The 25,119-nt window shown below is 69.5% G+C and carries 27 protein-coding genes; 22 read left to right on the top strand and 5 right to left on the bottom strand.

From position 1 onward, the window contains the following. The first annotated feature begins 7 nt into the window (after window positions 1-7). The 3 genes from bioB to ACEWX3_RS15910 are packed head-to-tail and all read left to right on the top strand — an operon-like array spanning window position 8 to window position 2,048. On the top strand, window positions 8-1,003 hold the full coding sequence (gene bioB, locus ACEWX3_RS15920) for a biotin synthase BioB (RefSeq protein ID WP_207066524.1): 996 nt from the start codon (window positions 8-10) through the stop codon (window positions 1,001-1,003). Next, window positions 1,003-1,230, top strand: coding sequence for a hypothetical protein (locus ACEWX3_RS15915; protein ID WP_207066523.1), 228 nt, complete (start codon window positions 1,003-1,005; stop codon window positions 1,228-1,230). Before bioB ends, ACEWX3_RS15915 begins: the two co-directional genes overlap by 1 nt. A 29-nt stretch (window positions 1,231-1,259) precedes the next feature. Beyond that, the gene (locus tag ACEWX3_RS15910; RefSeq protein ID WP_374157050.1) at window positions 1,260-2,048 is read left to right on the top strand and encodes a DUF2567 domain-containing protein; all 789 of its coding nucleotides are present in this window, start codon (window positions 1,260-1,262) and stop codon (window positions 2,046-2,048) included. Here the strand turns inward: ACEWX3_RS15910 and ACEWX3_RS15905 are convergent. Together ACEWX3_RS15905 and ACEWX3_RS15900 are read right to left on the bottom strand one after the other, a co-directional pair. Beyond that, complete coding sequence (locus tag ACEWX3_RS15905) at window positions 1,984-3,336, bottom strand: lipase family protein (protein ID WP_221356905.1); 1,353 nt, start codon at window positions 3,334-3,336, stop codon at window positions 1,984-1,986. The genes ACEWX3_RS15910 and ACEWX3_RS15905 overlap by 65 nt on opposite strands. Before the next feature lie 42 nt (window positions 3,337-3,378). Continuing rightward, window positions 3,379-4,083: an NUDIX domain-containing protein gene (locus tag ACEWX3_RS15900; protein ID WP_374157049.1), complete on the bottom strand. Its 705-nt coding sequence runs from the start codon at window positions 4,081-4,083 to the stop codon at window positions 3,379-3,381. Between the two features lie 48 nt (window positions 4,084-4,131). Between ACEWX3_RS15900 and nadA the strand changes: the two genes are divergently transcribed. Genes nadA through ACEWX3_RS15880 form a run of 4 tightly spaced genes read left to right on the top strand, consistent with a single transcriptional unit; the run spans window position 4,132 to window position 8,080 of the window. Beyond that, window positions 4,132-5,175 carry a quinolinate synthase NadA gene (nadA, locus tag ACEWX3_RS15895; protein ID WP_374157048.1) on the top strand — a complete coding sequence of 348 codons (1,044 nt, stop codon included), beginning with the start codon at window positions 4,132-4,134 and terminating at the stop codon, window positions 5,173-5,175. Next, a complete protein-coding gene (locus ACEWX3_RS15890) occupies window positions 5,172-6,734 on the top strand; it encodes an L-aspartate oxidase (protein ID WP_374157047.1) in 1,563 nt (520 codons plus the stop codon). Before nadA ends, ACEWX3_RS15890 begins: the two co-directional genes overlap by 4 nt. Beyond that, window positions 6,731-7,600: a carboxylating nicotinate-nucleotide diphosphorylase gene (nadC, locus tag ACEWX3_RS15885; RefSeq protein WP_207066517.1), complete on the top strand. Its 870-nt coding sequence runs from the start codon at window positions 6,731-6,733 to the stop codon at window positions 7,598-7,600. The genes ACEWX3_RS15890 and nadC overlap by 4 nt, the downstream gene beginning before the upstream one ends. A 27-nt stretch (window positions 7,601-7,627) precedes the next feature. Continuing rightward, a complete protein-coding gene (locus tag ACEWX3_RS15880; protein WP_374157046.1) occupies window positions 7,628-8,080 on the top strand; it encodes a hypothetical protein in 453 nt (150 codons plus the stop codon). A 3-nt stretch (window positions 8,081-8,083) separates the two neighbouring features. Here the strand turns inward: ACEWX3_RS15880 and ACEWX3_RS15875 are convergent, their stop codons facing one another. Both ACEWX3_RS15875 and ACEWX3_RS15870 read right to left on the bottom strand, forming a co-directional pair. After that, the gene (locus ACEWX3_RS15875; RefSeq protein WP_374157045.1) at window positions 8,084-8,722 is read right to left on the bottom strand and encodes a LysE family transporter; all 639 of its coding nucleotides are present in this window, start codon (window positions 8,720-8,722) and stop codon (window positions 8,084-8,086) included. 12 nt (window positions 8,723-8,734) lie between these two features. Beyond that, entirely contained in the window at window positions 8,735-9,139 is a 405-nt protein-coding gene (locus ACEWX3_RS15870; protein WP_207066514.1) for a nitroreductase family deazaflavin-dependent oxidoreductase, read from the bottom strand. Window positions 9,140-9,174: 35 nt separating this feature from the next. Here ACEWX3_RS15870 and hisD point away from each other — a divergent pair, with 35 nt between their 5' ends. From hisD to hisI, 8 genes are read left to right on the top strand one after another with little or no spacing between them, the layout of a single operon-like run. Then, window positions 9,175-10,530: a histidinol dehydrogenase gene (gene hisD, locus ACEWX3_RS15865; protein ID WP_374157044.1), complete on the top strand. Its 1,356-nt coding sequence runs from the start codon at window positions 9,175-9,177 to the stop codon at window positions 10,528-10,530. Then, window positions 10,527-11,636, top strand: coding sequence for a histidinol-phosphate transaminase (locus ACEWX3_RS15860; RefSeq protein ID WP_374157043.1), 1,110 nt, complete (start codon window positions 10,527-10,529; stop codon window positions 11,634-11,636). Before hisD ends, ACEWX3_RS15860 begins: the two co-directional genes overlap by 4 nt. Then, window positions 11,633-12,259 (top strand): imidazoleglycerol-phosphate dehydratase HisB, encoded by a 627-nt coding sequence (gene hisB, locus ACEWX3_RS15855; protein WP_207066511.1) that lies wholly within the window; start codon window positions 11,633-11,635, stop codon window positions 12,257-12,259. Before ACEWX3_RS15860 ends, hisB begins: the two co-directional genes overlap by 4 nt. Continuing rightward, complete coding sequence (hisH, locus tag ACEWX3_RS15850) at window positions 12,256-12,876, top strand: imidazole glycerol phosphate synthase subunit HisH (RefSeq protein WP_207066510.1); 621 nt, start codon at window positions 12,256-12,258, stop codon at window positions 12,874-12,876. Before hisB ends, hisH begins: the two co-directional genes overlap by 4 nt. Before the next feature lie 5 nt (window positions 12,877-12,881). Then, window positions 12,882-13,631, top strand: a complete 750-nt coding sequence (gene priA, locus ACEWX3_RS15845) for a bifunctional 1-(5-phosphoribosyl)-5-((5-phosphoribosylamino)methylideneamino)imidazole-4-carboxamide isomerase/phosphoribosylanthranilate isomerase PriA (RefSeq protein WP_374157042.1) — start codon at window positions 12,882-12,884, stop codon at window positions 13,629-13,631. After that, window positions 13,628-14,446: an inositol monophosphatase gene (locus ACEWX3_RS15840; protein WP_374157041.1), complete on the top strand. Its 819-nt coding sequence runs from the start codon at window positions 13,628-13,630 to the stop codon at window positions 14,444-14,446. Before priA ends, ACEWX3_RS15840 begins: the two co-directional genes overlap by 4 nt. A 2-nt stretch (window positions 14,447-14,448) precedes the next feature. Next, the gene (hisF, locus tag ACEWX3_RS15835; RefSeq protein WP_207066507.1) at window positions 14,449-15,228 is read left to right on the top strand and encodes an imidazole glycerol phosphate synthase subunit HisF; all 780 of its coding nucleotides are present in this window, start codon (window positions 14,449-14,451) and stop codon (window positions 15,226-15,228) included. Window positions 15,229-15,256: 28 nt separating this feature from the next. After that, a complete protein-coding gene (gene hisI / locus ACEWX3_RS15830) occupies window positions 15,257-15,610 on the top strand; it encodes a phosphoribosyl-AMP cyclohydrolase (protein WP_207069086.1) in 354 nt (117 codons plus the stop codon). Here hisI and ACEWX3_RS15825 read toward each other — a convergent pair. Further along, a complete protein-coding gene (locus ACEWX3_RS15825) occupies window positions 15,607-16,071 on the bottom strand; it encodes a peroxiredoxin (protein ID WP_207069085.1) in 465 nt (154 codons plus the stop codon). The genes hisI and ACEWX3_RS15825 overlap by 4 nt on opposite strands. Window positions 16,072-16,103: 32 nt before the next feature. On the opposite strand from ACEWX3_RS15825, the gene ACEWX3_RS15820 reads away from it, so the two are divergent. From ACEWX3_RS15820 to ACEWX3_RS15790, 7 genes are all read left to right on the top strand, one after another. Continuing rightward, a complete protein-coding gene (locus ACEWX3_RS15820) occupies window positions 16,104-17,663 on the top strand; it encodes an anthranilate synthase component I (protein ID WP_374157040.1) in 1,560 nt (519 codons plus the stop codon). Further along, window positions 17,660-18,253 (top strand): TIGR02234 family membrane protein, encoded by a 594-nt coding sequence (locus ACEWX3_RS15815; RefSeq protein ID WP_374157039.1) that lies wholly within the window; start codon window positions 17,660-17,662, stop codon window positions 18,251-18,253. The genes ACEWX3_RS15820 and ACEWX3_RS15815 overlap by 4 nt, the downstream gene beginning before the upstream one ends. A gap of 72 nt (window positions 18,254-18,325) precedes the next feature. After that, window positions 18,326-19,144, top strand: coding sequence for an indole-3-glycerol phosphate synthase TrpC (trpC, locus tag ACEWX3_RS15810; protein WP_207069082.1), 819 nt, complete (start codon window positions 18,326-18,328; stop codon window positions 19,142-19,144). Beyond that, window positions 19,145-20,407 (top strand): tryptophan synthase subunit beta, encoded by a 1,263-nt coding sequence (gene trpB, locus ACEWX3_RS15805; RefSeq protein WP_207069081.1) that lies wholly within the window; start codon window positions 19,145-19,147, stop codon window positions 20,405-20,407. Then, complete coding sequence (gene trpA / locus ACEWX3_RS15800) at window positions 20,404-21,192, top strand: tryptophan synthase subunit alpha (protein WP_207069080.1); 789 nt, start codon at window positions 20,404-20,406, stop codon at window positions 21,190-21,192. The genes trpB and trpA overlap by 4 nt, the downstream gene beginning before the upstream one ends. Beyond that, a complete protein-coding gene (gene lgt, locus ACEWX3_RS15795) occupies window positions 21,189-23,462 on the top strand; it encodes a prolipoprotein diacylglyceryl transferase (protein ID WP_374157038.1) in 2,274 nt (757 codons plus the stop codon). Before trpA ends, lgt begins: the two co-directional genes overlap by 4 nt. A 201-nt stretch (window positions 23,463-23,663) precedes the next feature. Then, entirely contained in the window at window positions 23,664-25,097 is a 1,434-nt protein-coding gene (locus ACEWX3_RS15790) for a 13E12 repeat family protein (protein ID WP_374157037.1), read from the top strand. Window positions 25,098-25,119: the final 22 nt, after the last annotated feature.

Below are 25,119 nucleotides of genomic sequence, written 5' to 3'. Positions count from 1 at the left end.
GCAACGGGTGAGCGACATTCTGGCAGTAGCGCGCGAGCAGGTGCTGGAGCGGGGCGAGGGCCTCGACCAGGACCAGACGCTGCAGGTGCTGCAACTTCCAGACGATCGGCTCGACGAGTTGTTGGCGTTGGCTCACGACGTCCGGATGGCCTGGTGTGGCCCCGACGTCGAGGTCGAGGGCATCATCAGCCTCAAGACCGGTGGCTGTCCCGAGGACTGCCACTTCTGTTCGCAGTCGGGTCTTTTCGCCTCGCCGGTGCGCAGTGCGTGGCTGGATGTGCCCAGCCTCGTGGAGGCCGCCAAGCAGACCGCCAAGTCCGGGGCGACCGAGTTCTGCATCGTCGCGGCGGTGCGCGGACCCGATGAGCGGTTGATGGCACAGGTCGCGGCCGGCATCGAGGCGATCCGCAACGAGGTCGACATCCACATCGCCTGCTCGCTGGGCATGCTCAGTTCTGATCAGGTCGAACAGCTGTCGGCCATGGGAGTGCACCGGTACAACCACAACCTCGAGACGGCGCGCTCGTTCTTCACCAACGTGGTGACCACCCACAGCTGGGAAGAGCGCTGGGGCACCCTGCAGATGGTGCGCGAAGCCGGCATGGAGGTGTGCTGCGGCGGCATCCTGGGCATGGGCGAGACGCTCGAGCAGCGCGCGGAGTTCGCCGCCAACCTCGCCGAACTCGACCCCCACGAAGTTCCGTTGAACTTCCTGAATCCGCGACCGGGCACACCGTTCGGCGATCTGGAGGTGCTGCCCGCGTCCGAGGCGCTCAAGGCCGTCGCGGCGTTCCGGCTGGCGCTGCCGCGCACGATGCTGCGCTTCGCGGGTGGGCGCGAGATCACGTTGGGCGATCTGGGGGCCAAGAAGGGCATCCTGGGCGGCATCAACGCGGTCATCGTCGGCAACTACCTGACCACACTGGGCCGGCCCGCCGAGGCCGACCTCGAGCTGTTGGACGATCTGCAGATGCCGATCAAGGCCCTCAACGCCACACTGTGATGCTCGACGAACTCCCCGCCCCGGTGGGTGCGGGTGTGTACAACGTCTATACCGGCGCCCCGGCGGGCAGTGAGGTCCCCACGGCCGCGCAGCTCGGCCTGGAGCCGCCGAGATTCTGCGCAGAGTGCGGGCGGCGCATGATCGTGCAGGTGCGGCCGGACGGCTGGTGGGCGAAGTGTTCCCGGCACGGTTTGGTGGATTCCAAGGACCTGGAGTCGCAGCGATGAGCCCCTCGGGCGAAGAGCCGAGGGCCCCGATGAGCCCCTCGGGCGAAGAGCCGAGGGCCCCGATGAGCCCCTCGGGCGAAGAGCCGAGGGCCCCGATGAGCCCCTCGGGCGAAGAGCCGAGGGCCCCGATGAGCCCCTCGGGCGAAGAGCCGAGGGCCCCGATGAGCCCCTCGGGCGAAGGGCCGAGAACCTCTCCCGGGCGCGCCGCAGTGACGGTGGTGGTCGGCATGGCTGTGGCCGGTGTGCTGGTGGGTGCGTTGTGGGCATGGCTGGCGCCCGGGATCCACGGAGTCGTCGCGTTGACCGACGACGGCGATCGTGTCCAGGCCTACCTCGGTAACGAGTCGGAGCACCTGTTCACCGCCGCGGCGATGGCCGTCGGCTTTCTGTCGGTGCTGGCCGTGATTGCCGCGGTGCTGGTATGGCAGTGGCGTGCGCATCGCGGTCCGCTGCAGGCGTCTGCGCTGTCCATCGGCTCGGTGGCGGCCGCCGCCGTCGCGACTGGGGTGGGGGCGCTGGGCGCGCACTGGCGCTACGGCTCGGTCGACGTGGCGGGGGCACCGGTGTCACCGGAGAACCGGGTGCACTATGTCGTGGAGGCGCCGGCGGTTTTCTTCGGGCACTCGCCGCTGGTGATCTCGGCGACGTTGCTGCTGCCCGCCGCCGTGGCCGCGACGGTGTATCTGCTGTGCGCGGTGTCGACCCCGCGCGACGACCTCGGTGGCTGGCCGCCGGTGGACTATCTCGCCGTTCCTACAGATCGAACCGCGACAGCGGTGTCCGTTCCACCCGCCGGCCCGTCATCACCTTCGCCGTGATCATGCCGAGCGTGATCATTCCGCGGTAGGTCGACGGGTTGAGCAGAGTGGGCCATTTGGTCCGCTTGATGTGTGTGCGCAAGGGCTGGCCGGCGAAGCGTTCCCGCAGCCAACGCAGCGTCATGGGCGCGGACATCGGATGAAGCAGCATGTGCTCGCTGAACAGGTCGCGGTGATACGTCACCCGGGACCCGCCACGGGCGTAGGTCTCGGCCAGGTCGTCGATGTCCTCGACCGAGATGACGCGGTCGTGGACCGCCTGAACGATCAACACCGGAACCTTGGGCGCCGCGGTCCCGAGCTTGATGCTGTCGAAGACGTGCTGCACCTCGGGGGTCAGCAGGATCTCCTCCAGGGGGCGGTCGATCATGTGCGCCATGTCCTTGCCGGCCATCCACACCAGGGCGTGCGCCGTGGTCATCCGCTGGATGCGCGTCAGCATTTCTCTGCCCTCGTCGGTGACGTGTTCGTCGATGACACGGTCGAGGTCCGGGTAGATGTGGCTGAGCGCCGCCACGACCAGCGCCGGCAGGCCGGCGTAGAGACTGCCGTTGAGGCGCCGGAACGTGTGGCCCAGGTCGCCGACCGGTGAGCCGAGCACGGCACCGACGATGTTGAGCTCGGGTGCGTAGCTTTCCTGGACCTCGGCAGCCCACGCCGAGGCCAGTCCGCCTCCCGAATATCCCCACAACCCGACGGGGGATTCGGCGGTCAGGTCGAACGGCTCGTGGCTGATCGCGGCGCGGATGCCGTCGAGGATGTGGTAGCCGGGCTCGTACGGTGCCCCCCACATGCCGGTTGACCCCTCGTGGTCGGGGACGGACACCGCCCATCCCTCCGCCAGGGCCGCCGCCACCAACAGGAACTCGAATTGGGCGATGGAGCCGATGGCCTTGGCGCCCCGGCGCATCGCGTAGGAGGGGAAACAGCGGGCGGCGACCGCGTCGATCGCGCACTGGTAGGAGATGATGGGAAGCGGGCCTTTGCGGGCGCGCTCGGTCGGAATGACGACGGTCGTCACGCCGGCTTGGGGCTGTCCCTCGAAGTCGGCGGTGCGGTACAGCAGCTGGGTGGCGGTGAACTTCTGGGGGATGAAGCCGAGGAACGCCAGCTCGACGTCGCGGGACCGCAGCACCGTGCCGGGGCGCGCGTGCTCGTAGCCCGCCGGCGGTTGGTAGAACGGGTCCTCATCCGGCACGACGGGCGCTGACCTGGGCTTGAGCGGTTCGTGGGGCGCCTGACCGATCCATTCGGCGCCGGTCGCCCGCGCTACGCTACCCATCTCCATCTCCGCGACGGTACTTAAGAAGGCATTAAGAATCCAGTCGACTCACCCCGGCGGGCGTAAAGCAGCGAACTCATCGGTGACCCGATAGCGGGAATCGGCGAACCGATACAACGCCGCGGGACGTCCTCCGCTGCGGCCGGATCTCGCGGTGGTTCCGGTCCTGGTGATGACCTTCCGCCGCTCGAGCACGCGTTGCAGGTTGGTCGCGTCGACGGGGTGCCCCAGTGCCGCGCTGTAGATGTCGCGCAGTGTGGAGAGTGCGAATTCGTCTGGCGCCAAGGCAAATCCGATGTTGGTGTAGGACAGTTTCGCGCCGAGTCGGGTGCGCGCATGCTCGACCATCGGCCCGTGGTCGAACGCCATCGGTGGCAGATCGCTGACTGCGTGCCAGCAGGTGTCCGAGGGAAGTTCCGGGGTGGCAGGGGAGGGCACCAGACCCAGGAACGACGACGCGATGGTGCGGGGGCCGGGCACGCGGGTCGGGTCGGAGAACACGGCGAGTTGCTCGAGATGGGCCAACTCGCGCAGGTCCACTTTCTCCGCCAGTTGGCGCCGAACCGAGCTCGTGAGGTCTTCGTCGGCGCCGAGTCGACCGCCCGGCAGCGACCACTTTCCGCGTTCGGGATCGAGTGCACGCTGCCACAACAGCACGTGAAGTGCGGGTTTCCCGTCGGTGTCGGCGACGGTGGGCAGGCGAACCTGGAACACCACTGCCAGCACCTCGTGCTCGGTGATAATATGGGCCACGTTTTCGATTGTAAGTCGAAAACCTCGCACGTAGTGAAGGAGGCGGACATGACGGTCCTGGACCAGAACACCGCTCACGACCTGACCGCTCGGATCGTCGACGGTCCCGGTGGCTATTCCGGTGTCGACGGCGACGAGCAGTGGGCGGCCGAAGTCCGTCGCCTCCTCGATCTGCGTGGCGCCACGCTGCTGGCGCACAACTACCAGCTGCCGGCGATCCAGGATGTGGCCGACCACGTCGGCGATTCACTGGCACTGTCGCGCATCGCCGCCGAGGCCGGCGAAGACACCATCGTCTTCTGCGGTGTGCACTTCATGGCCGAGACCGCCAAGATCCTGTCGCCGGCCAAGACCGTCCTCATCCCCGACGAGCGGGCCGGTTGCTCGCTGGCCGACTCGATCACCGCCGACGAGTTGCGCGCCTGGAAGGCCGAGCATCCCGGCGCGGTGGTGGTGTCCTACGTCAACACCACCGCAGCGGTGAAGGCCGAGACCGACATCTGCTGCACGTCGTCGAACGCGGTCGAGGTGGTCGACTCGATCCCTGCCGACCGCCAGGTTCTGTTCTGCCCCGACCAGTTCCTGGGCGCCCATGTGCGCCGCGTGACCGGGCGCACCAACCTTCACGTGTGGGCCGGCGAATGCCATGTGCACGCCGGGATCAACGGCGACGAACTCGCCGAGCAGGCCCGCACGCATCCCGACGCCGAACTGTTCGTCCACCCCGAGTGCGGGTGTGCCACCTCGGCGCTGTACCTGGCCGGCGAAGGTTCCTTCCCCGAGGATCGCGTCAAGATCCTGTCCACCGGTGGCATGCTCGACGCCGCCCGCCAGACCGGCGCCCGCCAGGTTCTGGTCGCCACCGAGGTGGGCATGCTGCACCAGCTGCGCCGCGCCGCGCCGGAGGTGGACTTCCAAGCGGTCAACGACCGCGCGTCCTGCCGGTACATGAAGATGATCACCCCGGCGGCGTTGCTGCGTTGCCTCGTCGAGGGCGCCGACGAGGTGCACGTGGACCCGGACGTCGCGACGGCGGCGCGAGCCAGCGTCCAGCGGATGATCGAGATCGGACAGCCCGGCGGCGGCGAATGACGCGCCCACCCGCCTGCGGCGGGACCAACCTCTGGCGCCAGCGTGCCGATGTCGTCGTCATCGGCACCGGCGTGGCCGGCCTGGCCGCGGCGCTGGCCGCGCACCGCCGCGGCCGTACTGTGGTCGTGCTCAGCAAGGTCGGGGACACCGCTACGTTCTACGCGCAGGGCGGCATTGCGGTGGTGCTGCCGGAGAGCTTTCGCGACACCGACGACTCGGTCGAGGCCCACGTCGCCGACACACTCTCCGCAGGGGCGGGATTGTGCGATCCCGACGCCGTCCGGTCGATCGTGGCCGACGGCTACCGCGCAGTCACCGACCTGGTCGGGTGGGGAGCCCGGTTCGACGAATCCGCAGCCGGCGGCTGGGCGCTGACCCGCGAAGGCGGTCACACCCGGCACCGCATCATCCACGCCGGCGGCGATGCCACCGGCGCAGAGGTCCAGCGGGCTCTGGACGACGCTGCCGCCCGGCTCGACGTCCGCCACAACCACGTCGCGGTGGACCTGCTGCTCGACGACGGAATGGTGTCCGGGGTACTGGTCCTCAGCGGCGACGGACCGGGAGTCATCCATGCGCCCTCGGTGATCGTCGCGACGGGAGGTCTGGGACATCTGTACCAGGCCACCACCAACCCCGAAGGCTCGACCGGCGACGGCGTCGCCCTGGCGATGTGGGCCGGGGTGGCGGTCAGCGACGTCGAGTTCGTCCAGTTCCACCCGACCATGCTGTTCGACCCGGGCAGTACCGGCCGGCGACCGCTCATCACCGAGGCGCTGCGCGGTGAAGGTGCTGTGCTCGTCGACGCGCGGGGCCACTCGGTGACCGCGGGTGCGCATCCGATGGGCGATCTGGCGCCGCGCGACGTCGTCGCAGCCGCGATCGAGGCCCGTCTGACGCAGACCGGTGATGCGTGCGTGTTCCTCGACGCACGGGCGATCGACCGTCTGCCTGAACGATTTCCCACTGTCACCGCGGCGTGCCTGGGAGCCGGGATCGACCCGGTGCGGGAGCTCATCCCGGTGGTTCCCGGCGCCCACTACAGCTGTGGGGGAGTCGCCACCGACGTGCACGGCCGGACCGAGGTGACAGGCTTGTTCGCCGCGGGAGAAGCGGCACGAACCGGGATGCACGGCGCCAACCGGTTGGCCAGCAACAGCCTTCTGGAAGGGCTCGTCGTCGGTGGACGCGCCGGGACGGCGGCCGCCGACCACGCCGCGCACGCCGGCCCCAGCCGGGTCACTGCGGCGGCGCTCCCGGCTCGGCCGGCGGTACCGCGCGCCGAGCTGCAGCGGGCGATGACCGCCAACGCCTCCGTCACCCGCACCGGTGCGGGGTTGGCTGCCCTGCAGGAGATTCTCGACGGCGCGCCGATGCGCCGCTTGAGCTGCCGCCGCGACGTCGAAGACGCATCGCTGACGACGGTGGCGGGCGCCGTCGCGGCCGCCGCCTGCGCGCGCACCGAATCCCGCGGATGTCATCACCGCGCCGACTTCCCGGACATCGATCCGGCGCAGGCTTTCAGTCGCACGTTGGTTCCGGAGGTGGCGGGCACATGATCGACCTGACCGCACTCAGCGAGGCCGAGCTCACCGAAGCTCGTGGGGTCATCGCGCGGGCGCTCGACGAGGACCTGCGCTACGGACCGGATGTGACCACGCTGGCCACGGTGCCCGCCGACGCCACCACGACCGCCTCGGTGGTGAGCCGCGAACCCGGCGTGCTCGCAGGAGCGGACGTCGCGCTGATGGTGCTCGACGACGTGCTCGGCCCCGACAGCTACCGGGTGACACACCGGGTGCCCGACGGTTCGCGGCTGCAGCCCGGCGGGGTCGCCCTGACGATCGAGGGCCCGACCCGCGGGATCCTGACGGCCGAGCGCACGATGCTGAACGTCCTGTGCCACCTGTCCGGCATCGCGACGACGACGGCGGCGTGGGTCGAGGCGATTTCCGGAACGCGGGCCCAGATCCGCGACACCCGCAAGACACTGCCCGGCCTGCGCGCCCTGCAGAAGTACGCCGTCCGCGTCGGTGGCGGCGTGAATCACCGCATGGGACTCGGTGATGCGGCCCTGATCAAGGACAACCATGTCGCCGCGGCGGGTTCGATCCTGGCCGCGCTGCGCCAGGTGCGCGCCGCGGCGCCCGACCTGCCGTGCGAGGTCGAAGTGGACTCGCTCGAACAACTCGATGAGATCCTCGCCGAGGACGTCGAGCTGGTGTTGCTCGACAATTTCCCGGTGTGGCAGACACAGATCGCGGTGCAGCGCCGCGACGCACGGGCACCCGGCACCAAGCTGGAGTCCTCCGGCGGCCTGTCCCTGCCGAACGCCGGCGACTACGCCGGTACCGGGGTGGATTATCTGGCCGTCGGTGCGCTCACCCACTCGGTGCAGGTGCTCGACCTGGGGTTGGATCTGTAGATCGTGGAGAGGTCTCCGAGACGCCCGATGACGTCGGTCGTCGCACTCGCTCTGGCAGTGCTGTCGCTGGGTCTGGCGCTCGTCGCGCTGCTGCGGCAGCGCGACAGCGTCCCCGAGTACAGCCAGGCCCAGCGCGACGAGGCTCGGGCGGCGATCTGCGCGGCGTTCGCCACCGTGCGCACCGGGGTGGCGATCAACACCAACCGCGAGCCGCCGGGCGGCTTCGGCGACATCGCAGGAGCTCTTGCGGTGTCGGGCAACGCGCGGGCGGCGCTGTTCGACGGCGGTCAATACCTGCTGGCCAGGCTGGATCCGGCCACTCCGCCGGAGCTGGCGGGCGAGATCCGCCGGTTCGCCGGTCTGGTGATGGACATCGGTGCGGCCGCCACCGCCGGCGTGCCCGATTCAGATCCGGTGCAGGCCGGCCGTCTCGAGCAGGCCGAGGACGCCGGCGCCCAGATCAGCGGGTTGTGCGCCTGACCGTCAGGCCGCGGCGGGACCGCGGCGCACCAACGCCAGCACCACCGCCGCGCCGGCGAACAGGCCCGAGAAGACACGGTTGAGTGCGGTCTGCTGGCGGGGAGTGCGCAGCCAGGTCAACAGCCGGACCGCCAGCCCGGTGTAGAGGCCCATCACGACCAGGTCGACGACCACCATCGTGGCGCCGATGGCCAGGTATTGCGGCAGCAGCGGTGCGGTCGGCACGACGAACTGCGGCATCACCGCCAGAAAGAACACCAGCGCCTTGGGATTGCTGGCATTGACCAGGAAGCCACGGACCAGCAGCGCGCAACGTCCCCCGCCGGCAGCATCGTCGAGTCGGCCGACCAGGTCGACGGTGGCGGCGCGCCACTGCCGCACCGCCAGGTAGACCAGGTAGGCCACTCCCAGCCATTTGATGATCGTGAACGCCAGGATCGAGTTCGCCACGGCGGCCCCGAGGCCGATGGCGACCAGCGCCAGCTGCAGGACCAAGCCCGCCTCCAGACCCGCGATGGACCAGTACCCGCGCTTGATTCCGTGCGTCGCCCCGGTCGCCATCGACTGGACCGCGCCTGCGCCCGGCGACACCGCGATCACGATTGCCGCCCCGAAGAACGCCAGCCACATCTGCCAGGTCATGACCTGAGTCTGTCAGGGGTGTCCAACCGATTTCGGCTGGACGTCCGCGACGAAGACGGCGACCTTGCGGGCTTGGCGGCGGGCGAACCCCGGCAGCGCCTCGACGCCGTCGCCGCTGGGGGCGATCCGCGGGTTCACGATGTGGACTTCGTCACCGGACATCGTGACGTCGGCTTCGCCGGCCGCCAGGACGTTCTTGGCCCAGTCGGTCTTGCCGTGGCCCAGCACGATCGCCAGCTGGGAGTCGTTGCGGTAGGCGGTCACGATGGTCTCGTACGGCCGTCCGGAGGTGCGACCTCGGTGTTTGATCACCGACAGCCCGGGCATCCGGCCGGCCAGCGGCTTGACGATGGGGTTGAAGTACTTGATCTGGATCCGGTCGAGCCACTCCGGGAACATCCGCGGCAGTTCCGACATGACGCCTCCAAACCGATTTGGCCTGCTCTGGGACAATGGACAGCGTGAATCTAACGCCAGGGCCTCTGCGACGCATCGACCTGCGTGGTACCACGCTGTCAGCGGCCGGGCTGCGCGGCGCCCTGCCCCGTGGTGGTGTCGACGTCGACGCGGTGGTGCCGACCGTCAGGCCCATCGTCGACGCGGTCGCCGACCGCGGCGCGGCGGCCGCCCTGGAGTACGGCGCCTCGTTCGACGGTGTGCGCCCCGACCGCATCCGTGTCCCGTCGGACAAACTCACAGCCGCGCTCGCGGCGCTGGACCCGGACATCCGGACCGCACTGAACGTCGCCATCGAGCGCGCCCGCACCGTGCACGCCGATCAGCGCCGCACCGACACCACCACCACACTCGCCCCCGGCGCCACGGTGACCGAACGCTGGGTGCCCGTCGAGCGGGTCGGTCTCTACGTTCCCGGCGGCAACGCGGTGTATCCGTCGAGCGTCGTGATGAACGTCGTCCCGGCCCAGACCGCGGGCGTGGACTCGCTGGTCATCGCCAGCCCGCCCCAGGCCGCCAACCCGGCCGACTTCCAGGGCCTGCCGCACCCGACGATCCTGGCCGCGGCAGCGCTGCTCGGCGTCGACGAGGTGTGGTCGGTGGGCGGCGCGCAGGCCGTCGCGCTGCTCGCCTACGGGGGTGCCGACACGGATGGCGGCGAGCTCGCGCCGGTCGACATGATCACCGGGCCCGGCAACATCTATGTCACGGCCGCCAAGCGCATCTGCCGTTCACAGGTGGGTATCGATGCCGAAGCCGGCCCCACCGAGATCGCGATCCTGGCCGATCACACCGCGGACCCCGCCCACGTGGCCGCCGACCTGATCAGCCAGGCAGAGCACGACGAGATGGCCGCCAGCGTGCTGGTCACCCCCAGCACCGAACTCGCGGACGCGACCGATCGGGAGCTCGCCCGGCAGTTGGAGACCACGGTGCACCGCCAGCGGGTCACCACCGCGCTGAGCGGCGATCAGTCGGCGACGGTGCTCGTCGACGACATCGACGCCGGGGTGTGCGTCGTCAACGCCTACGCCGCCGAGCACCTCGAGATCCAGACCGCCGACGCCTCCGACGTGGCTGGCCGAATCCGTTCGGCCGGTGCGATTTTCGTGGGCCCGTGGGCGCCGGTGAGTCTCGGGGACTACTGCGCCGGGTCGAACCATGTGCTGCCCACCGCGGGATGCGCCCGGCACTCCAGCGGATTGTCGGTGCAGACCTTCCTGCGCGGCATCCACGTCGTCGACTACACCGAGGCGGCGCTCAAAGACGTGGCGGGCCACGTGATCACGTTGGCGCAGGCCGAGAATCTGCCCAGCCACGGGGAAGCGGTGCGCCGGAGGTTCGAGTCGTGAGCGTTCCCGGTGCCGCGGCCACGCTCGACGAGCTGCCGCTGCGAGACGATCTGCGCGGTAAATCCCCCTACGGCGCACCACAGTTGAACGTGCCGGTGCGGCTGAACACCAACGAGAATCCGCATCCGCCCACCCCGGCGTTGATCGACGACGTCACCGCGTCGGTGCGGTCGGCAGCAGCGGAGTTGCACCGCTATCCCGACCGCGACGCGGTCGCATTGCGCACCGATCTGGCGGCCTATCTCAGTGCCGCGACCGGGGTGACGGTGGGCGTGGACAATGTCTGGGCGGCCAACGGATCCAACGAGATCCTGCAGCAGCTGCTGCAGGCGTTCGGGGGTCCCGGCCGCAGCGCGATCGGGTTCGTGCCGTCCTACTCGATGCACCCCATCATCTCCGACGGGACGCAGACCCGGTGGCTGGTGGCCAACCGCGCCGGCGACTTCAGCCTGGATGCGGCGGTGGCCGCCACTGCGATTAAGGAGCACACCCCCGACATCGTGTTCGTGGCCAGCCCGAACAACCCGTCGGGGCAGAGCGCGACACCCGACGAGCTACGTGCGCTGCTGGACGCGATGGACCGCGGAGTGATGATCGTCGACGAGGCCTACGGCGAGTTCTCCTCGCAGCCCAGCGCGATCGGGTTGATCGAACAGTTCCCGACACGGTTGATCGTGACGCGGACCATGAGCAAGGCGTTCGCGTTCGCCGGTGGCCGACTGGGCTATCTGATCGCAGCACCCGCCGTGATCGAGGCGATGCTGCTGGTGCGCCTGCCCTATCACCTGTCCGCGCTCACCCAAGCCGCTGCCCGAGCCGCGCTGCGCCACGCCGACGACACGCTCGGCAGCGTCGCCACGCTGATCGAGGAACGGGAGCGGGTGGCGAAAGCGCTCACCGGCATGGGTTTTCGAGTCATTCCCAGTGACGCCAACTTCGTGCTGTTCGGCGAGTTCGCCGATGCGCCCGGCACGTGGCAGCGTTACCTGGACGCCGGCGTGCTGATCCGCGACGTCGGCATCCCCGGATATCTGCGCACCACCATCGGCCTGGCCGACGAGAACGACGCGCTGCTGGCTGCCAGCGCCCGGATAGGAGCATCGTGAACGAGCCGGTACGTCCCGAACGCCGCGCAAGGGTCGAACGCAAGACGAAGGAATCCGACATCGTCGTCGACCTGGATCTCGACGGAACCGGGCAGGTCAGCGTCGACACCGGCGTGCCGTTCTTCGACCACATGCTGACCTCGTTGGGCAGCCACGCGAGCTTCGATCTGACGATCAAGGCCACCGGCGACATCGAGATCGAGGGCCACCACACCATCGAGGACACCGCGATCGTGCTCGGCCAGGCCCTCGGCCAGGCTCTCGGCGAGAAGAAGGGCATCCGCCGCTTCGGCGACGCCTTCATCCCGATGGACGAGACGCTGGCCCACGCCGCGGTCGACGTGTCGGGCCGGCCCTACTTCGTGCACACCGGCGAGCCCGACTATCTGGTCGAATTCACCATCGCCGGCTCGCAGGCGCCCTATCACACCGTGGTCAACCGGCATGTTTTCGAATCGCTGGCCTTCAACGCCCGCATCGCCCTGCATGTGCGCACGCTCTACGGCCGCGATCCGCACCACATCACCGAGGCGCAGTACAAGGCCGTCGCCCGCGCGCTGCGCCAGGCCGTGGAGTACGACCCCCGGGTGACCGGCGTCCCGTCCACCAAAGGCACGCTGTGACACGCAAACTCGTCGTGCTGGACTACGGTTCGGGCAACCTGCGCTCGGCGCAGCGCGCGCTGGAACGCGTCGGCGCGCACGTCGAGGTGACCGCCGATCCGCACGCCGCGATGGAGGCTGACGGGCTGGTCGTGCCGGGGGTGGGCGCCTTCGAGTCCTGTATGACGGGCCTGCGCAAGATCGGCGGCGAGAAGATCATCGCCGACCGGCTCGCGGCGGACCGTCCTGTCCTCGGCGTCTGCGTGGGAATGCAGATCCTGTTCAGTCGCGGGGTGGAGTTCGGGGTGGAGACCACCGGTTGCGGGCAGTGGCCCGGCGCGGTGATCCGGCTGGACGCGCCGGTGATTCCGCACATGGGATGGAACGTGGTGGACGCCCCGGCCGGCAGCGTGCTGTTCCGGGGTCTGGACGCCGACACCCGGTTCTACTTCGTGCACTCCTATGCCGCACAGCAGTGGGAGGGCGATCCGTCGGCGCTGTTGACATGGGCCACCCACCACGTACCGTTCCTGGCCGCGGTGGAGACGGGTGCGTTGTCGGCCACCCAGTTCCATCCCGAGAAGAGCGGGGACGCCGGCGCCGAATTGCTGTCCAACTGGATCGGGGCGCTAAGTTGAGCCCCGTGAATGCGACCTCTCCCTCGCTCATCCTGCTGCCCGCCGTCGACGTCGTCGAAGGCCGCGCGGTGCGCCTGGTGCAGGGCCAAGCCGGCAGCGAGACCGAGTACGGCTCGGCGCTCGACGCCGCGATGACCTGGCAGCGCGACGGCGCCGAGTGGATCCACCTGGTCGATCTGGACGCGGCTTTCGGCCGCGGCTCCAACCGGGAACTGCTCGCCGAGGTGGTCGGCAAGCTCGACGTCGCGGTCGAACTGTCGGGCGGAATCCGCGACGACGACTCACTGACCGCGGCCCTGGCCACCGGATGTGCCCGGGTGAACCTGGGCACCGCGGCGCTGGAGAATCCTCAGTGGTGCGCCAAAGTCGTCGCCGAGCACGGTGACAAGGTGGCCGTCGGGCTCGACGTCAAGATCTCCGGCGACGATTACCGGCTGCGGGGCCGCGGCTGGGAGACCGACGGCGGTGACCTGTGGGCGGTGCTGGAACGCCTTGATGCCGAAGGTTGTTCGCGTTTCGTGGTCACCGACGTCACCAAGGACGGCACCCTGAAGGGGCCGAATCTGGACCTGCTCGCCGCGGTATGTGAACGCACCGAGGCCCCGGTCATCGCGTCCGGCGGGGTATCGAGTCTCGACGATCTGCGCGCGATCGCGACCCTGACCGATCGGGGGGTCGAGGGTGCGATCGTCGGGAAGGCGCTCTACGCGGAGCGTTTCACGCTGCCCGAGGCACTGGCCGCGGTTCGCTCGTGACCGTGGAGCCGCAGCACCTGCGCGACCTGCTCGCCACCGCCGCCGGCGTACTCGACTCGGCCTCCGCGCAGTTCGTCGCCGGCCATCGCGCCGATTCGGCGGTGGAGAAGAAGGGCAACGACTTCGCCACCGAGGTCGATCTCGCGATCGAACGCCGGGTGGTGGCCGAACTGACCAGGCTGACCGGCATCGGTGTGCACGGCGAGGAATTCGGCGGGGAGTCGTTGGACGCCGAGTTGGTGTGGGTCCTCGATCCCATCGACGGCACGTTCAACTACGCCGCGGGGTCACCCATGGCCGCGATGCTGCTCGCTCTGCTGGCCGACGGGGACCCCGTGCTGGGTTTGACGTGGCTGCCGTTCGTCGGGCAGCGCTACACCGCGATGACCGGCGAACCGGTGCTGTGCAACGGCGACGCTCTGCCCTCGTTGGGTCCGGGCGCCCTGTCGGAGTCGGTCGTCGGCATCGGCACCTTCAACATCGACTCGCGCGGCCGCTACCCGGGCCGGTACCGGGCCGAGGTCCTCGCCAATCTGAGCCGGAAATGCTCGCGGGTGCGGATGCACGGGTCGACCGGTATCGACATGGCGTTCGTCGCGGCGGGGATTCTCGGCGCCGCGATCAGCTTCGGCCACCACATCTGGGATCACGCCGCCGGGGTGGCGTTGGTGCGCGCCGCGGGCGGTGTCGTCACCGATCTGGCCGGGCGACCGTGGACGGCCTCGTCGCCGTCGGCGCTGGCCGCGGCCCCCGGGGTGCATGAAGAGATGCTCGACATCGTCCGCGCCGCAGGCGTTCCGGAGGATTACCTGTGACAATGAGCAGCGACGTCGCCACCCGCGTCATTCCGTGTCTCGACGTCGACGACGGCCGGGTGGTCAAGGGCGTCAACTTCGAAAACCTGCGTGACGCCGGTGATCCGGTCGAGTTGGCCGCGGTGTACGACGCCGAGGGCGCCGACGAGCTGACGTTTCTGGATGTGACCGCATCGTCGTCGGGCCGGGCCACGATGCTCGAGGTGGTGCGCCGGACCGCCGAGCAGGTGTTCATCCCGTTGACGGTCGGCGGGGGTGTGCGCTCTGTGGCCGACGTCGACGTGTTGCTGCGCGCCGGCGCGGACAAGGTGTCGGTGAACACCGCCGCGATCGCCCGACCGGAGCTGTTGTCGGAGCTGTCCCGGCAGTTCGGTTCGCAGTGCATCGTGCTCTCGGTCGACGCCAGGACCGTTCCCGCGGACAGCGAGCCCACACCGTCGGGCTGGGAGGTCACCACGCACGGCGGCCGGCGCGGCACCGGGATCGACGCCGTCGACTGGGCCGCCCGGGGAGCCGAGCTCGGTGTCGGGGAGATCCTGCTGAACTCGATGGACGCCGACGGCACCAAGGCCGGGTTCGATCTGGCGATGCTGCGGGCGGTGCGGGGCGCGGTGACGGTGCCGGTCATCGCCAGCGGCGGGGCGGGTCGCGTCGAGCACTTCGCACCAGCCGTGCAGGCCGGAGCCGACGCTGTGCTGGCGGCCAGCGTGTTCCACTTCCGCGAACTGAGCATCGGTGAGGTGAAGGCGGCGATGAAGGCTGAAGGGATCACAGTCCGATGAGCGCTTGCGCGAAGAGCCGAGGGTCCCGATGAGCGCGCTGGATCCTGCGATCGCGCAGCGGCTCAAGCGTGACGCCAACGGACTGTTCAGCGCCGTGGTGCAGGAACAGGGGACCGGGAAGGTGCTGATGGTCGCCTGGATGGACGACGACGCGCTCGCCCGCACACTCGCCACCCGGGAGGCCACGTACTTCTCCCGGTCCCGCAACGAGCAGTGGATCAAGGGCGCCACCTCAGGTCACACCCAGTACGTGCACTCGGTGCGGCTGGACTGCGATGGTGACACGGTGCTGCTCGAGGTCGACCAGGTCGGCGGGGCGTGCCACACCGGCGATCACAGCTGCTTCGACGCCGACCAGCTGCTCGGCCCGGCGCAGTCCTAGGTCGACTGGCGCTGCCGCAGCACGTCGAGTGCTTTGTCGGCGTGGGTGTCCATGTTCAGCTCACTGGCGATCACCGCGAGGACGGTGCGGTCGGTGTCGATGACGAACGTGGTGCGCTTGACCGGCAGGAACTTGCCCAGCAGGCCGCGTTTGACCCCGAACTGGGTGGCCACGGTGCCGTCGGTGTCCGACAGCAGCGGATAGTCGAAATTCTGCTGGTCGGCGAACTTGGCCTGCTTGTCCACCGCGTCGGCACTGATGCCCACCCGGCTGGCGCCGACGGCGGCGAACTCACCGGCCAGGTCGCGGAAGTGACAGGCCTCCTTGGTGCATCCCGGCGTCATCGCCGCCGGGTAGAAGAACAGCACGATCGGACCGTCGGCCAGCAGGCCGGTCAGCGTCCGCGTCGTCCCGGTCTGGTCTGGTAGTTCGAAGTCGGCCACCCGATCACCACGATTCACGATCTTCACGGTACGTCTGGGACAATTTCGGTGTGCAGACGACCGCCAACCTGCCCTCCGGCTCTTCGCGGGAGCGCTCATCGCATACCGCGACGACGTCGCGGGAGGACTTCCGGGCGCTGGCCGCCGAGCACCGCGTGGTGCCGGTGACACGAAAGGTGCTCGCCGACAGCGAGACGCCGCTGTCGGCGTACCGCAAGCTGGCCGCGAACCGTCCCGGAACGTTTCTCCTGGAGTCCGCGGAGAACGGCCGGTCCTGGTCGCGGTGGTCGTTCATCGGTGCCGGTGCCCCGTCCGCGCTGACGGTGCGTGACGGTGCGGCGGTGTGGCTGGGCACGATCCCGCAGGATGCGCCGTCCGGTGGTGACCCGCTGCAGGCGCTGCGCGCCACGCTGGCGCTGTTGGAGACCGCCGCGCTGCCCGGCCTGCCGCCGCTGTCGTCGGGCCTGGTCGGCTATTTCGCCTACGACATGGTCCGCCGCCTCGAACGCCTGCCCGAACTGACCGTCGACGACCTCGGCCTGCCGGACATGGTGCTGCTGCTGGCCACCGACATCGCGGCGGTCGACCACCACGAAGGCACCATCACGCTGATCGCCAACGCCGTGAACTGGAACGGCACCGAAGAGCGCGTCGACTGGGCGTATGACGACGCGGTCGCCCGCCTGGACGTGATGACCGCGGCGTTGGCTGAGCCGCTGAAGTCCACGGTGGCCACGTTCAGCAGGCCGGCACCCGCGCATCGCGCCCAGCGCACCGTCGAGGAGTACACCGCGATCGTCGACAAGCTGGTCGGCGACATCGAGGCCGGGGAGGCGTTCCAGGTGGTGCCCTCCCAGCGCTTCGAGATGGACACCGACGCCGATCCGCTCGACGTCTACCGGATGCTGCGGGTGTCCAACCCGAGCCCGTACATGTATCTGCTGAACGTCCCCGACGCCGATGGCGGACTGGATTTCTCGATCGTCGGCTCCAGCCCGGAGGCGCTGGTGACCGTCAAGGACGGCCGCGCGACGACGCACCCGATCGCCGGGACCCGGTGGCGCGGAGACACCGAGGAGGAGGATCTGCTTCTCGAGAAGGAGCTCCTCGCCGACGAGAAGGAACGCGCCGAGCACTTGATGCTCGTCGACCTGGGCCGCAACGATCTGGGTCGGGTCTGTCGCCCCGGCACCGTGCGGGTCGAGGACTACAGCCACATCGAGCGCTACAGCCACGTGATGCATCTGGTGTCGACGGTGACCGGCATGCTCGCCGACGGGAAGACCGCGCTGGACGCCGTGACGGCGTGTTTCCCGGCGGGAACGCTGTCGGGGGCGCCCAAAGTGCGGGCGATGGAACTCATCGAGGAGGTCGAGAAGACCCGACGGGGCCTCTACGGCGGCGTGCTGGGTTACCTGGATTTCGCCGGCAACGCCGATTTCGCCATCGCGATCCGCACGGCGCTGATGCGTCGCGGCACCGCCTACGTGCAGGCCGGCGGCGGCGTCGTCGCCGACTCCAACGGGCCCTATGAGTACAACGAGGCGGCCAACAAAGCCCGGGCGGTGCTCAGCGCCATCGCGGCCGCCGAGACGCTGGGTGAACCGTGATCAGAGTCGGCCAACTGGCACTGGTGGTCGCGGCGGGCGCCCTGTGGGGCGCCTCGCGCATGACCTGGGTGCAGATCACCACCTTCGACGGATTGGGACATCCCCAGACCGCTGAGCTGAACGGTGCGACGTGGTCGACGGCGCTGCTCCCGCTGGCACTGGTGGTGCTGGCCGCCGCCGGCGCCGCACTGGCGGTGCGCGGATGGCCACTGCGAGTGCTGGCTTTGCTGGTCGCGGTAGCCAGCGCCGCGATGGCCTACCTGGCGATCAGCCTGTGGGTGGTCGAGGACGTCGCGGTCCGCGCCGCGCGGCTGGCCGAGGTGCCGATCGCCGAGCTGATCGGCACCGAGCGCCACTTCGCCGGGGCGTCGTTGGCACTGGCGGCCGCGTTGCTCTCGCTGCTGGGTGCGGTGCTGCTGATGCGTTCGGCGGCGAAGGGGCGCGCGGAGACCGCCCGGTACCGGCGCGGGCCGGCCGTCGCCGCTGATCAACCGTCCGACACGATGTCGGAGCGGATGATGTGGGACGCCCTCGACGAGGGCGCCGATCCCACCGCAGACCGAGTCAATCCCGACAGCAAGGGGCGGTGACGGACGATGCCGCAGTGGCGGCTACCCTTCGTTAAGAATCGAAGGCCCGGCAGGGGAAGGGAAGCGACACCTATGGGTTCGGCGACCGTGCTCGACTCCATTCTCGAGGGGGTCCGTGCCGACGTTGCCGCTCGCGAGGCCGAGGTCAGTCTGGCCGAGGTCAAAGAGCGGGCCCAGCGCGCACCCGCACCGCTGGATGTGATGGCCGCGTTACGTGCGCCTGGCATCGCCGTGATCGCGGAGGTCAAGCGGGCCAGCCCGTCTCGGGGTGCGCTCGCCTCGATCGACGACCCGGCCGCACTGGCTCGCGCCTATCAGGACGGCGGGGCGCGCGTCATCAGCGTGCTGACCGAGCAGCGCCGGTTCCACGGCTCGCTCGACGACCTGGACACCGTGCGGGCATCGGTCTCGATTCCGGTGTTGCGCAAAGACTTCATCGTCCGGCCGTACCAGATCCACGAGGCCCGCGCCCATGGCGCCGACATGCTGCTGCTGATCGTCGCGGCGCTCGAGCAGTCGGTGCTGACCTCGCTGCTGGAGCGCACCGAGTCGTTGGGCATGACCGCCCTGGTGGAGGTCCACACCGAGGAGGAGGCCGACCGGGCGCTGCAGGCCGGCGCCTCGGTCATCGGGGTCAACGCGCGTGATCTGAAGACCTTGGAGGTCGACCGGGACTGCTTCGCCCGGATCGCGCCGGGGCTGCCCAGCAACGTCATCCGAATCGCCGAGTCCGGGGTCCGCGGCACCGCCGACCTGCTGGCCTACGCCGGCGCCGGCGCCGACGCCGTCCTCGTCGGGGAAGGCCTGGTCACCAGCGGGGATCCGCGCAGCGCCGTCGCTGATCTCGTCACCGCAGGAACCCACCCGTCGTGCCCGAAACCCGCGCGTTAAGTGGCTGACGTCGCGAACCCCGATCTGCCGCGCGCAAGCGCCGCGGTCGCCGAACCCACCTCCCACGATCCCGATGCGCGGGGACATTTCGGCGCCTACGGAGGACGGCTCGTCCCGGAAGCGCTGATGGCCGTCATCGAAGAGGTCACCGCCGCCTACGAGAAGGCCCGCGGTGACCAGGTTTACCTCGACGAACTGGATCGGCTCCAGCGGCATTACAGCGGTCGCCCGTCACCCCTGTACGAGGCGGAGCGGCTCAGCGAGCACGCCGGGGGAGCACGGATCTTCCTGAAGCGAGAAGACCTCAACCACACCGGATCTCACAAGATCAACAACGTGTTGGGCCAGGCGCTGCTGGCGCGCCAGATGGGCAAGACCCGGGTGATCGCCGAAACCGGCGCCGGCCAGCACGGCGTGGCCACAGCGACGGCGTGTGCGCTGCTCGGTCTGGAATGCGTCATCTACATGGGTGCCGTGGACACCGCCCGGCAGGCGCTCAACGTGGCCCGGATGAGGCTGCTGGGCGCCAGCGTGGTGGCGGTCGAGTCGGGTTCGAAGACGTTGAAGGACGCGATCAACGAGACGTTCCGCGACTGGGTCACCAACGCCGACAACACCTACTACTGCTTCGGCACTGCTGCTGGGCCGCACCCGTTCCCGATGATGGTGAGGGATTTCCAGCGCGTGATCGGTCTCGAGGCGCGCGCGCAGATGCTCGACCAGGTCGGCCGACTGCCGGAGGCGGTTACTGCCTGCGTGGGTGGCGGGTCGAATGCCATCGGCATCTTCCACGCCTTCATCGACGACCCCGGTGTCCGGTTGGTCGGTTACGAGGCGGCCGGTGACGGCGTGGAGACGGGTCGGCATGCGGCCACCTTCACCGGCGGGTCGCCGGGCGCGTTCCAGGGATCGTTCTCTTACCTGTTGCAGGACGAGGATGGCCAGACGATCGAATCGCATTCGATCTCGGCGGGTCTTGACTATCCGGGCGTCGGACCTGAGCACGCGCTGCTCAAGGACATCGGACGGGCCCAGTACGAGCCGATCACCGACACCGAAGCGATGAACGCCCTGTCGTTGCTCAGTCGCACCGAGGGCATCATCCCGGCCATCGAGTCGGCCCACGCGGTGGCCGGGGCGCTGAAGCTCGGGCAGGAGATGGGCGCCGGTTCGCTGATCCTGGTGAATCTGTCGGGCCGCGGCGACAAGGACGTCGAGACGGCCGCCAAGTGGTTCGGCCTGCTGGAGGATGGCGCGAAATGAGTCGGCTGGCCGGGTTGTTCGACTCCTGCCGCGACGAGGGCCGATCCGCGTTGATCGGCTACCTGCCGACGGGTTTTCCTGACGTGCAGACCTCCATCGCGGCGATGACCGCGCTGGTCGAGTCGGGTTGTGACGTCATCGAGGTCGGAATCGCCTATTCCGACCCCGGGATGGACGGACCGGTCATCGCCGCGGCCACCGAGGTCGCGTTGCGTGGCGGGGTGCGAGTGCGCGACGCGTTGACTGCGGTCGAGGCGATCAGCGACGCCGGGGGACGGGCCGTCGTGATGACCTACTGGAACCCCGTGCTGCGCAAGGGTGTCGACAGCTTCGCGCGTGATCTGGCCTCGGCCGGTGGTCTCGGGATGATCACCCCGGACCTGATTCCGGAAGAGGCGGACGACTGGCACGCCGCATCCGAAGCGCACGACCTCGACCGGATCTTCTTGGTGGCGCCGTCGTCGACACCGGAGCGCCTCGCCGAAACCGTGCAGGCATCGCGAGGTTTCGTCTACGCGGCGTCGACGATGGGTGTCACCGGCGCCCGTGACGCGGTCTCGAACATGGCTCCCGAGTTGGTTCGCCGGGTCAAAGAAATCGCCGACATCCCTGTCGGTGTCGGACTGGGTGTGCGTTCGGGCGCACAGGCTGCCGAGATCGGCGCCTACGCCGACGGCGTCATCGTCGGTTCGGCGCTGGTGTCGGCGCTCAAAGACGGCATCCCGGCGATGCGGTCGTTGACCGAGGAACTCGCCGAGGGTGTGCGGCAGAGGGTCACTGCGTGACGACGACCGTCCTCGCCTACATCCCGAGTCCTGCGCAAGGTGTCTGGCAGATCGGTCCGGTGCCGCTGCGCGCCTACGCGCTGTTCATCATCGCGGGCATCATCGCCGCCCTGCTCATCGGCGACCGCCGCTGGGTCGCCAGGGGCGGCGAGCCGGGTGTCATCTATGACGTCGTCCTGTGGGCCGTGCCGTTCGGCCTCATCGGCGGTCGGCTCTACCACGTCATCACGGACTGGCAGAAGTACTTCGGCGAGGGTGGCGCCGGTCTGGTCGGGGCACTACGCATCTGGGACGGCGGCCTGGGAATCTGGGGCGCGGTCGCGCTCGGCGGCGTCGGTGCGTGGATCGCATGCCGCCGCCTGGGCATTCCGTTGCCCGCCTTCGGTGACGCAATCGCGCCGGGAATCATTCTCGCGCAGGCCATCGGCCGGCTGGGGAACTACTTCAACCAGGAGCTCTACGGCCGCGAGACCACGCTGCCGTGGGGCTTGGAAATCTACGAGCGACGCAACGCCGCCGGCGTGCTGGACAACCTCAACGGGGTGTCGACCGGCGAGCTTGTCACGATCGTGCACCCGACGTTCCTCTACGAGTTGTTGTGGAACCTGCTGGTGTTCGCCGCGCTCATCGTCATCGACCGCCGGTGGCGCATCGGCCACGGCAGGCTCTTCGCGATGTACGTCGCCGGTTACTGCCTCGGCCGGTTCTGGATCGAGCTGATGCGCGCTGACGAAGCGCAACTCCTGGCCGGCATCCGCGTCAACTCGTTCACGTCGACGTTCGTGTTCATCGGCGCCGTGGTGTACATCATGGCCGCACCGAAGGGCCGGGAAGCGCCGGAAACGCTACGGGGTACCCACGACGGCGAAGCCGGCGTCGAGGACGTCGTCAAAGATGTGGCGGTCGCGTCCGGCGCCGGCGTCGTCGCAGCCGCCAAGGCAGCCGACGCTGACGAGCGCGCTGAGGATCACGTCGAGGAAGTGCCGGTCGCTGACCAAGGTGGGGGAGCACCTCCACCTGGTGACACTGCGAGCGAGGTCGAGTCCGGGGCCGGAACAGAGAAAGTCGAGTCCGGGGCCGGAGCAGAGAAAGAGGCCGATGCGTACGTAGACCCGGACGCCGAACTCGGCGCGCAGCTCGCCCATGCTGCCGAGGCGATGCAGGCCGAGCTCGACCGGCGCGCCGAGGAGCTCGGCAGCGTCGAATCCGGTGGCATCGCTGCGGCGGCCGAGGAGGCGCCGCAGGGCGCTGACGCGGTTGAGGTCGAGGGCGAGGCCGCACGTGCGGACCACGTTGAGCGCAGCAGTCCGTCGTTCCAGTTCCCCCCGTTCGATGCTGCCGCCGATGCGGAGCTCGGCGCCCAACTTGCCCACGCTGCCGAAGCCATGACCGCGGAGTCCGCCGGCCACGAGGAGACTGCGCCCACCGAACCCGGAGCCGGCCTGGGCGCCGTCGAGGGTGATGAGGTGGCCGCGGCTGCTGGTGCGGCGTCGGAGGTTCATGAGGCTGCGGTGGAGGGTGAGGCCGAGGCTGGTGAGCTGGCTGAGGAGGTCGCCGCCGAGTCGGATGCTGGTGATGCTGAGCAGTTGGCTGGGGCCGCGGAGTCGGTGACCGGCGGTGCCGAGCCGGAGGCTGGCCTGGGGTCGGTCGAGGGTGATGAGGTGGCCGCGGCTTCGGACGAGGCGTCGGAGGTTCATGAGGCTGCGGTGGAGGGTGAGGCCGAGGCTGGTGAGCTGGCTGAGGACGTCGCCGCCGAGTCGGATGCTGGCGAGGCCGAGCAGTTGGCTGAGGCCGCGGAGTCGGTGACTGCGGTTGCCGAGCCGGAGGCTGAGGCCGCGGAGTCGGTGACCGGCGGTGCCGAGCCGGGGGCTGGCCTGGGGTCGGTCGAGGGTGATGAGGTGGCCGCGGCTTCGGACGAGGCGTCGGAGGTTCATGAGGCTGCGGTGGAGGGTGAGGCCGAGGCTGGTGAGCTGGCTGAGGAGGTCGCCTCCGAGTCTGATGCTGGTGATGCTGAGCAGTTGGCTGGGGCCGCGGAGTCGGTGAGCGGCGGTGCCGAGCCGGGGGCTGGCCTGGGGTCGGTCGAGGGTGATGAGGTCGCGGCGGCCACTGACGAAGCCTCCGACGCGCACGACGTCGCCGCCGCAGGCAAGGCAGAAGCTAGCAAGCTCGCTGATGAGTCGGGCTCCGCGTCGAATAGACCTTCAGTTGCAGTGCCCCCTCAACTTGGTGGCCGGGTCCGGCATTGGCTTCGGAGACGGCGCAACCGCTGACTGGTAGCCATCTGCGCGTTTTCGCGTTGATGTGACCGTCGGCTCTTCATCGCATTCGCCGATGCTTCGGGCGCACTGAATCCCCGAACTTCGATGCGGGCCGCGATGCTCACCGGCGGTGAGCGGGCAGCGGCCGCACCGGTCCGATCTCCTGCTGGATCACACACTGACTTGTCACCCCCCGGATCTAGACTAGAACACATGTTCGGTTCCGGGGCGGCGGGGTGTATCGAGGCGATGGCCTCGGCGGTGCGCGCGGAGTCGGCGGCGATCGCGGCGCGGTTGAAAGCGGTGGCCGGGTTGTATGCCCAGCGCTGCCGCGACTACGAAGGCCGCCAGCACTGGGCCAGCGATATCTTCGACGCGGTGGCCGCGGAGGTCTCGGCCGCCCAGAACATCAGCCGCGCCCGCGCCGGGGTGCAGGTGCGCATGGCGGTCTCGCTGTTCGAACGCCTGCCCCGGGTCGCGGAGGTGTTCGCCGCCGGGGACATCGACTACCGGGCGTTGCGGATCATCCTCGCCCGCACCGACAACGTCGACGACGAGGTGATCGGCCGTCTCGATGAGGCGCTGGCCGAGCGGGTGGGCCGCTGGAACCGGTTCTCGGAGAATGCGTTACGTGACCGTATCGACAAATGGGTGGCCACGGTCGACCCCGCCGGTGAACGCGTGCCGCCCGCAGTTCGGGATCAGCGCTACCTCGACATCGACCCCCACCCCACCGCGGCGGGCATGGCGCTGATCGGGGGCGCGCTGCACGCGATGGACGCCGCCGCGCTGCAGGCCCGCATCACCGCCATCGCGGCCACCGTGTGCGACGAGGACCCGCGCACCACCGCCCAACGACGCGCTGATGCCTGCGGGGCGATCGGACGCTGGGAAACCAGCCTGGCCTGCCAATGCCCCGATGCGCAGTGCCCCAACCGCGCCGTGCGCGACGGCGCGGCCCAGGTCGTGATCCACTTGCTGGCCGAGCAGACCACCATCACCGGCAGCGGCACCGCCCCGGGCTATCTACCCGGGTTCGGGGTCCAGCCCGCCGAGGCGGTGCGCAGCGCCGCCCGCGCCGCGAAACTCACCCCGGTGCGGCTGCCCGGCCCGGCCCCAGAGCCCGGCTATCGCGCCTCGGCGCCGCTGACCGATTTCCTGCGCTGGCGCGATCTGACCTGCCGCTGGCCCGGCTGTGACGCCCCGGTGGCCCGTTGCGACCTCGACCACACCCAACCCTGGCCGGTCGGGCTCACCCACCCCTCCGGGCTCAAGCACTACTGCCGGGCCCATCATTTGATCAAAACGTTCTACACCGGCCCGCTGGGCTGGACCGATCAGCAGCGCCCCGACGGCACCATCGTGTTCACCGCCCCCACCGGACACACCTACACCACCGAAGCCACCGGCGGACTGCTGTTCCCCACCCTGGCCCGCCCCACCGCACCCCTGAGCACCACCAGCACCGGCGCCGAACCGGCCACGCCCCACCGCAGCATGATGATGCCCACACGCCGCACCACCCGCGACCAGGACCGCCGCGCCCGCATCCACCACGAACGACGCCAACGCCTCGACATCAACACCGAACACCAACGCCAACACCAAGCCTGGCTCGCCGCCACCTACGAACCACAACCCTTCTGAGAGCATCGGTTCTGGCGCTTGA

The sequence above is a fragment of the Mycobacterium sp. G7A2 genome (assembly GCF_041902445.1).
Classification (GTDB): domain Bacteria; phylum Actinomycetota; class Actinomycetes; order Mycobacteriales; family Mycobacteriaceae; genus Mycobacterium.
The sequence above is the reverse complement of the archived record's forward strand: the minus strand, read 5'-3'. Positions and strand labels throughout refer to the sequence as shown.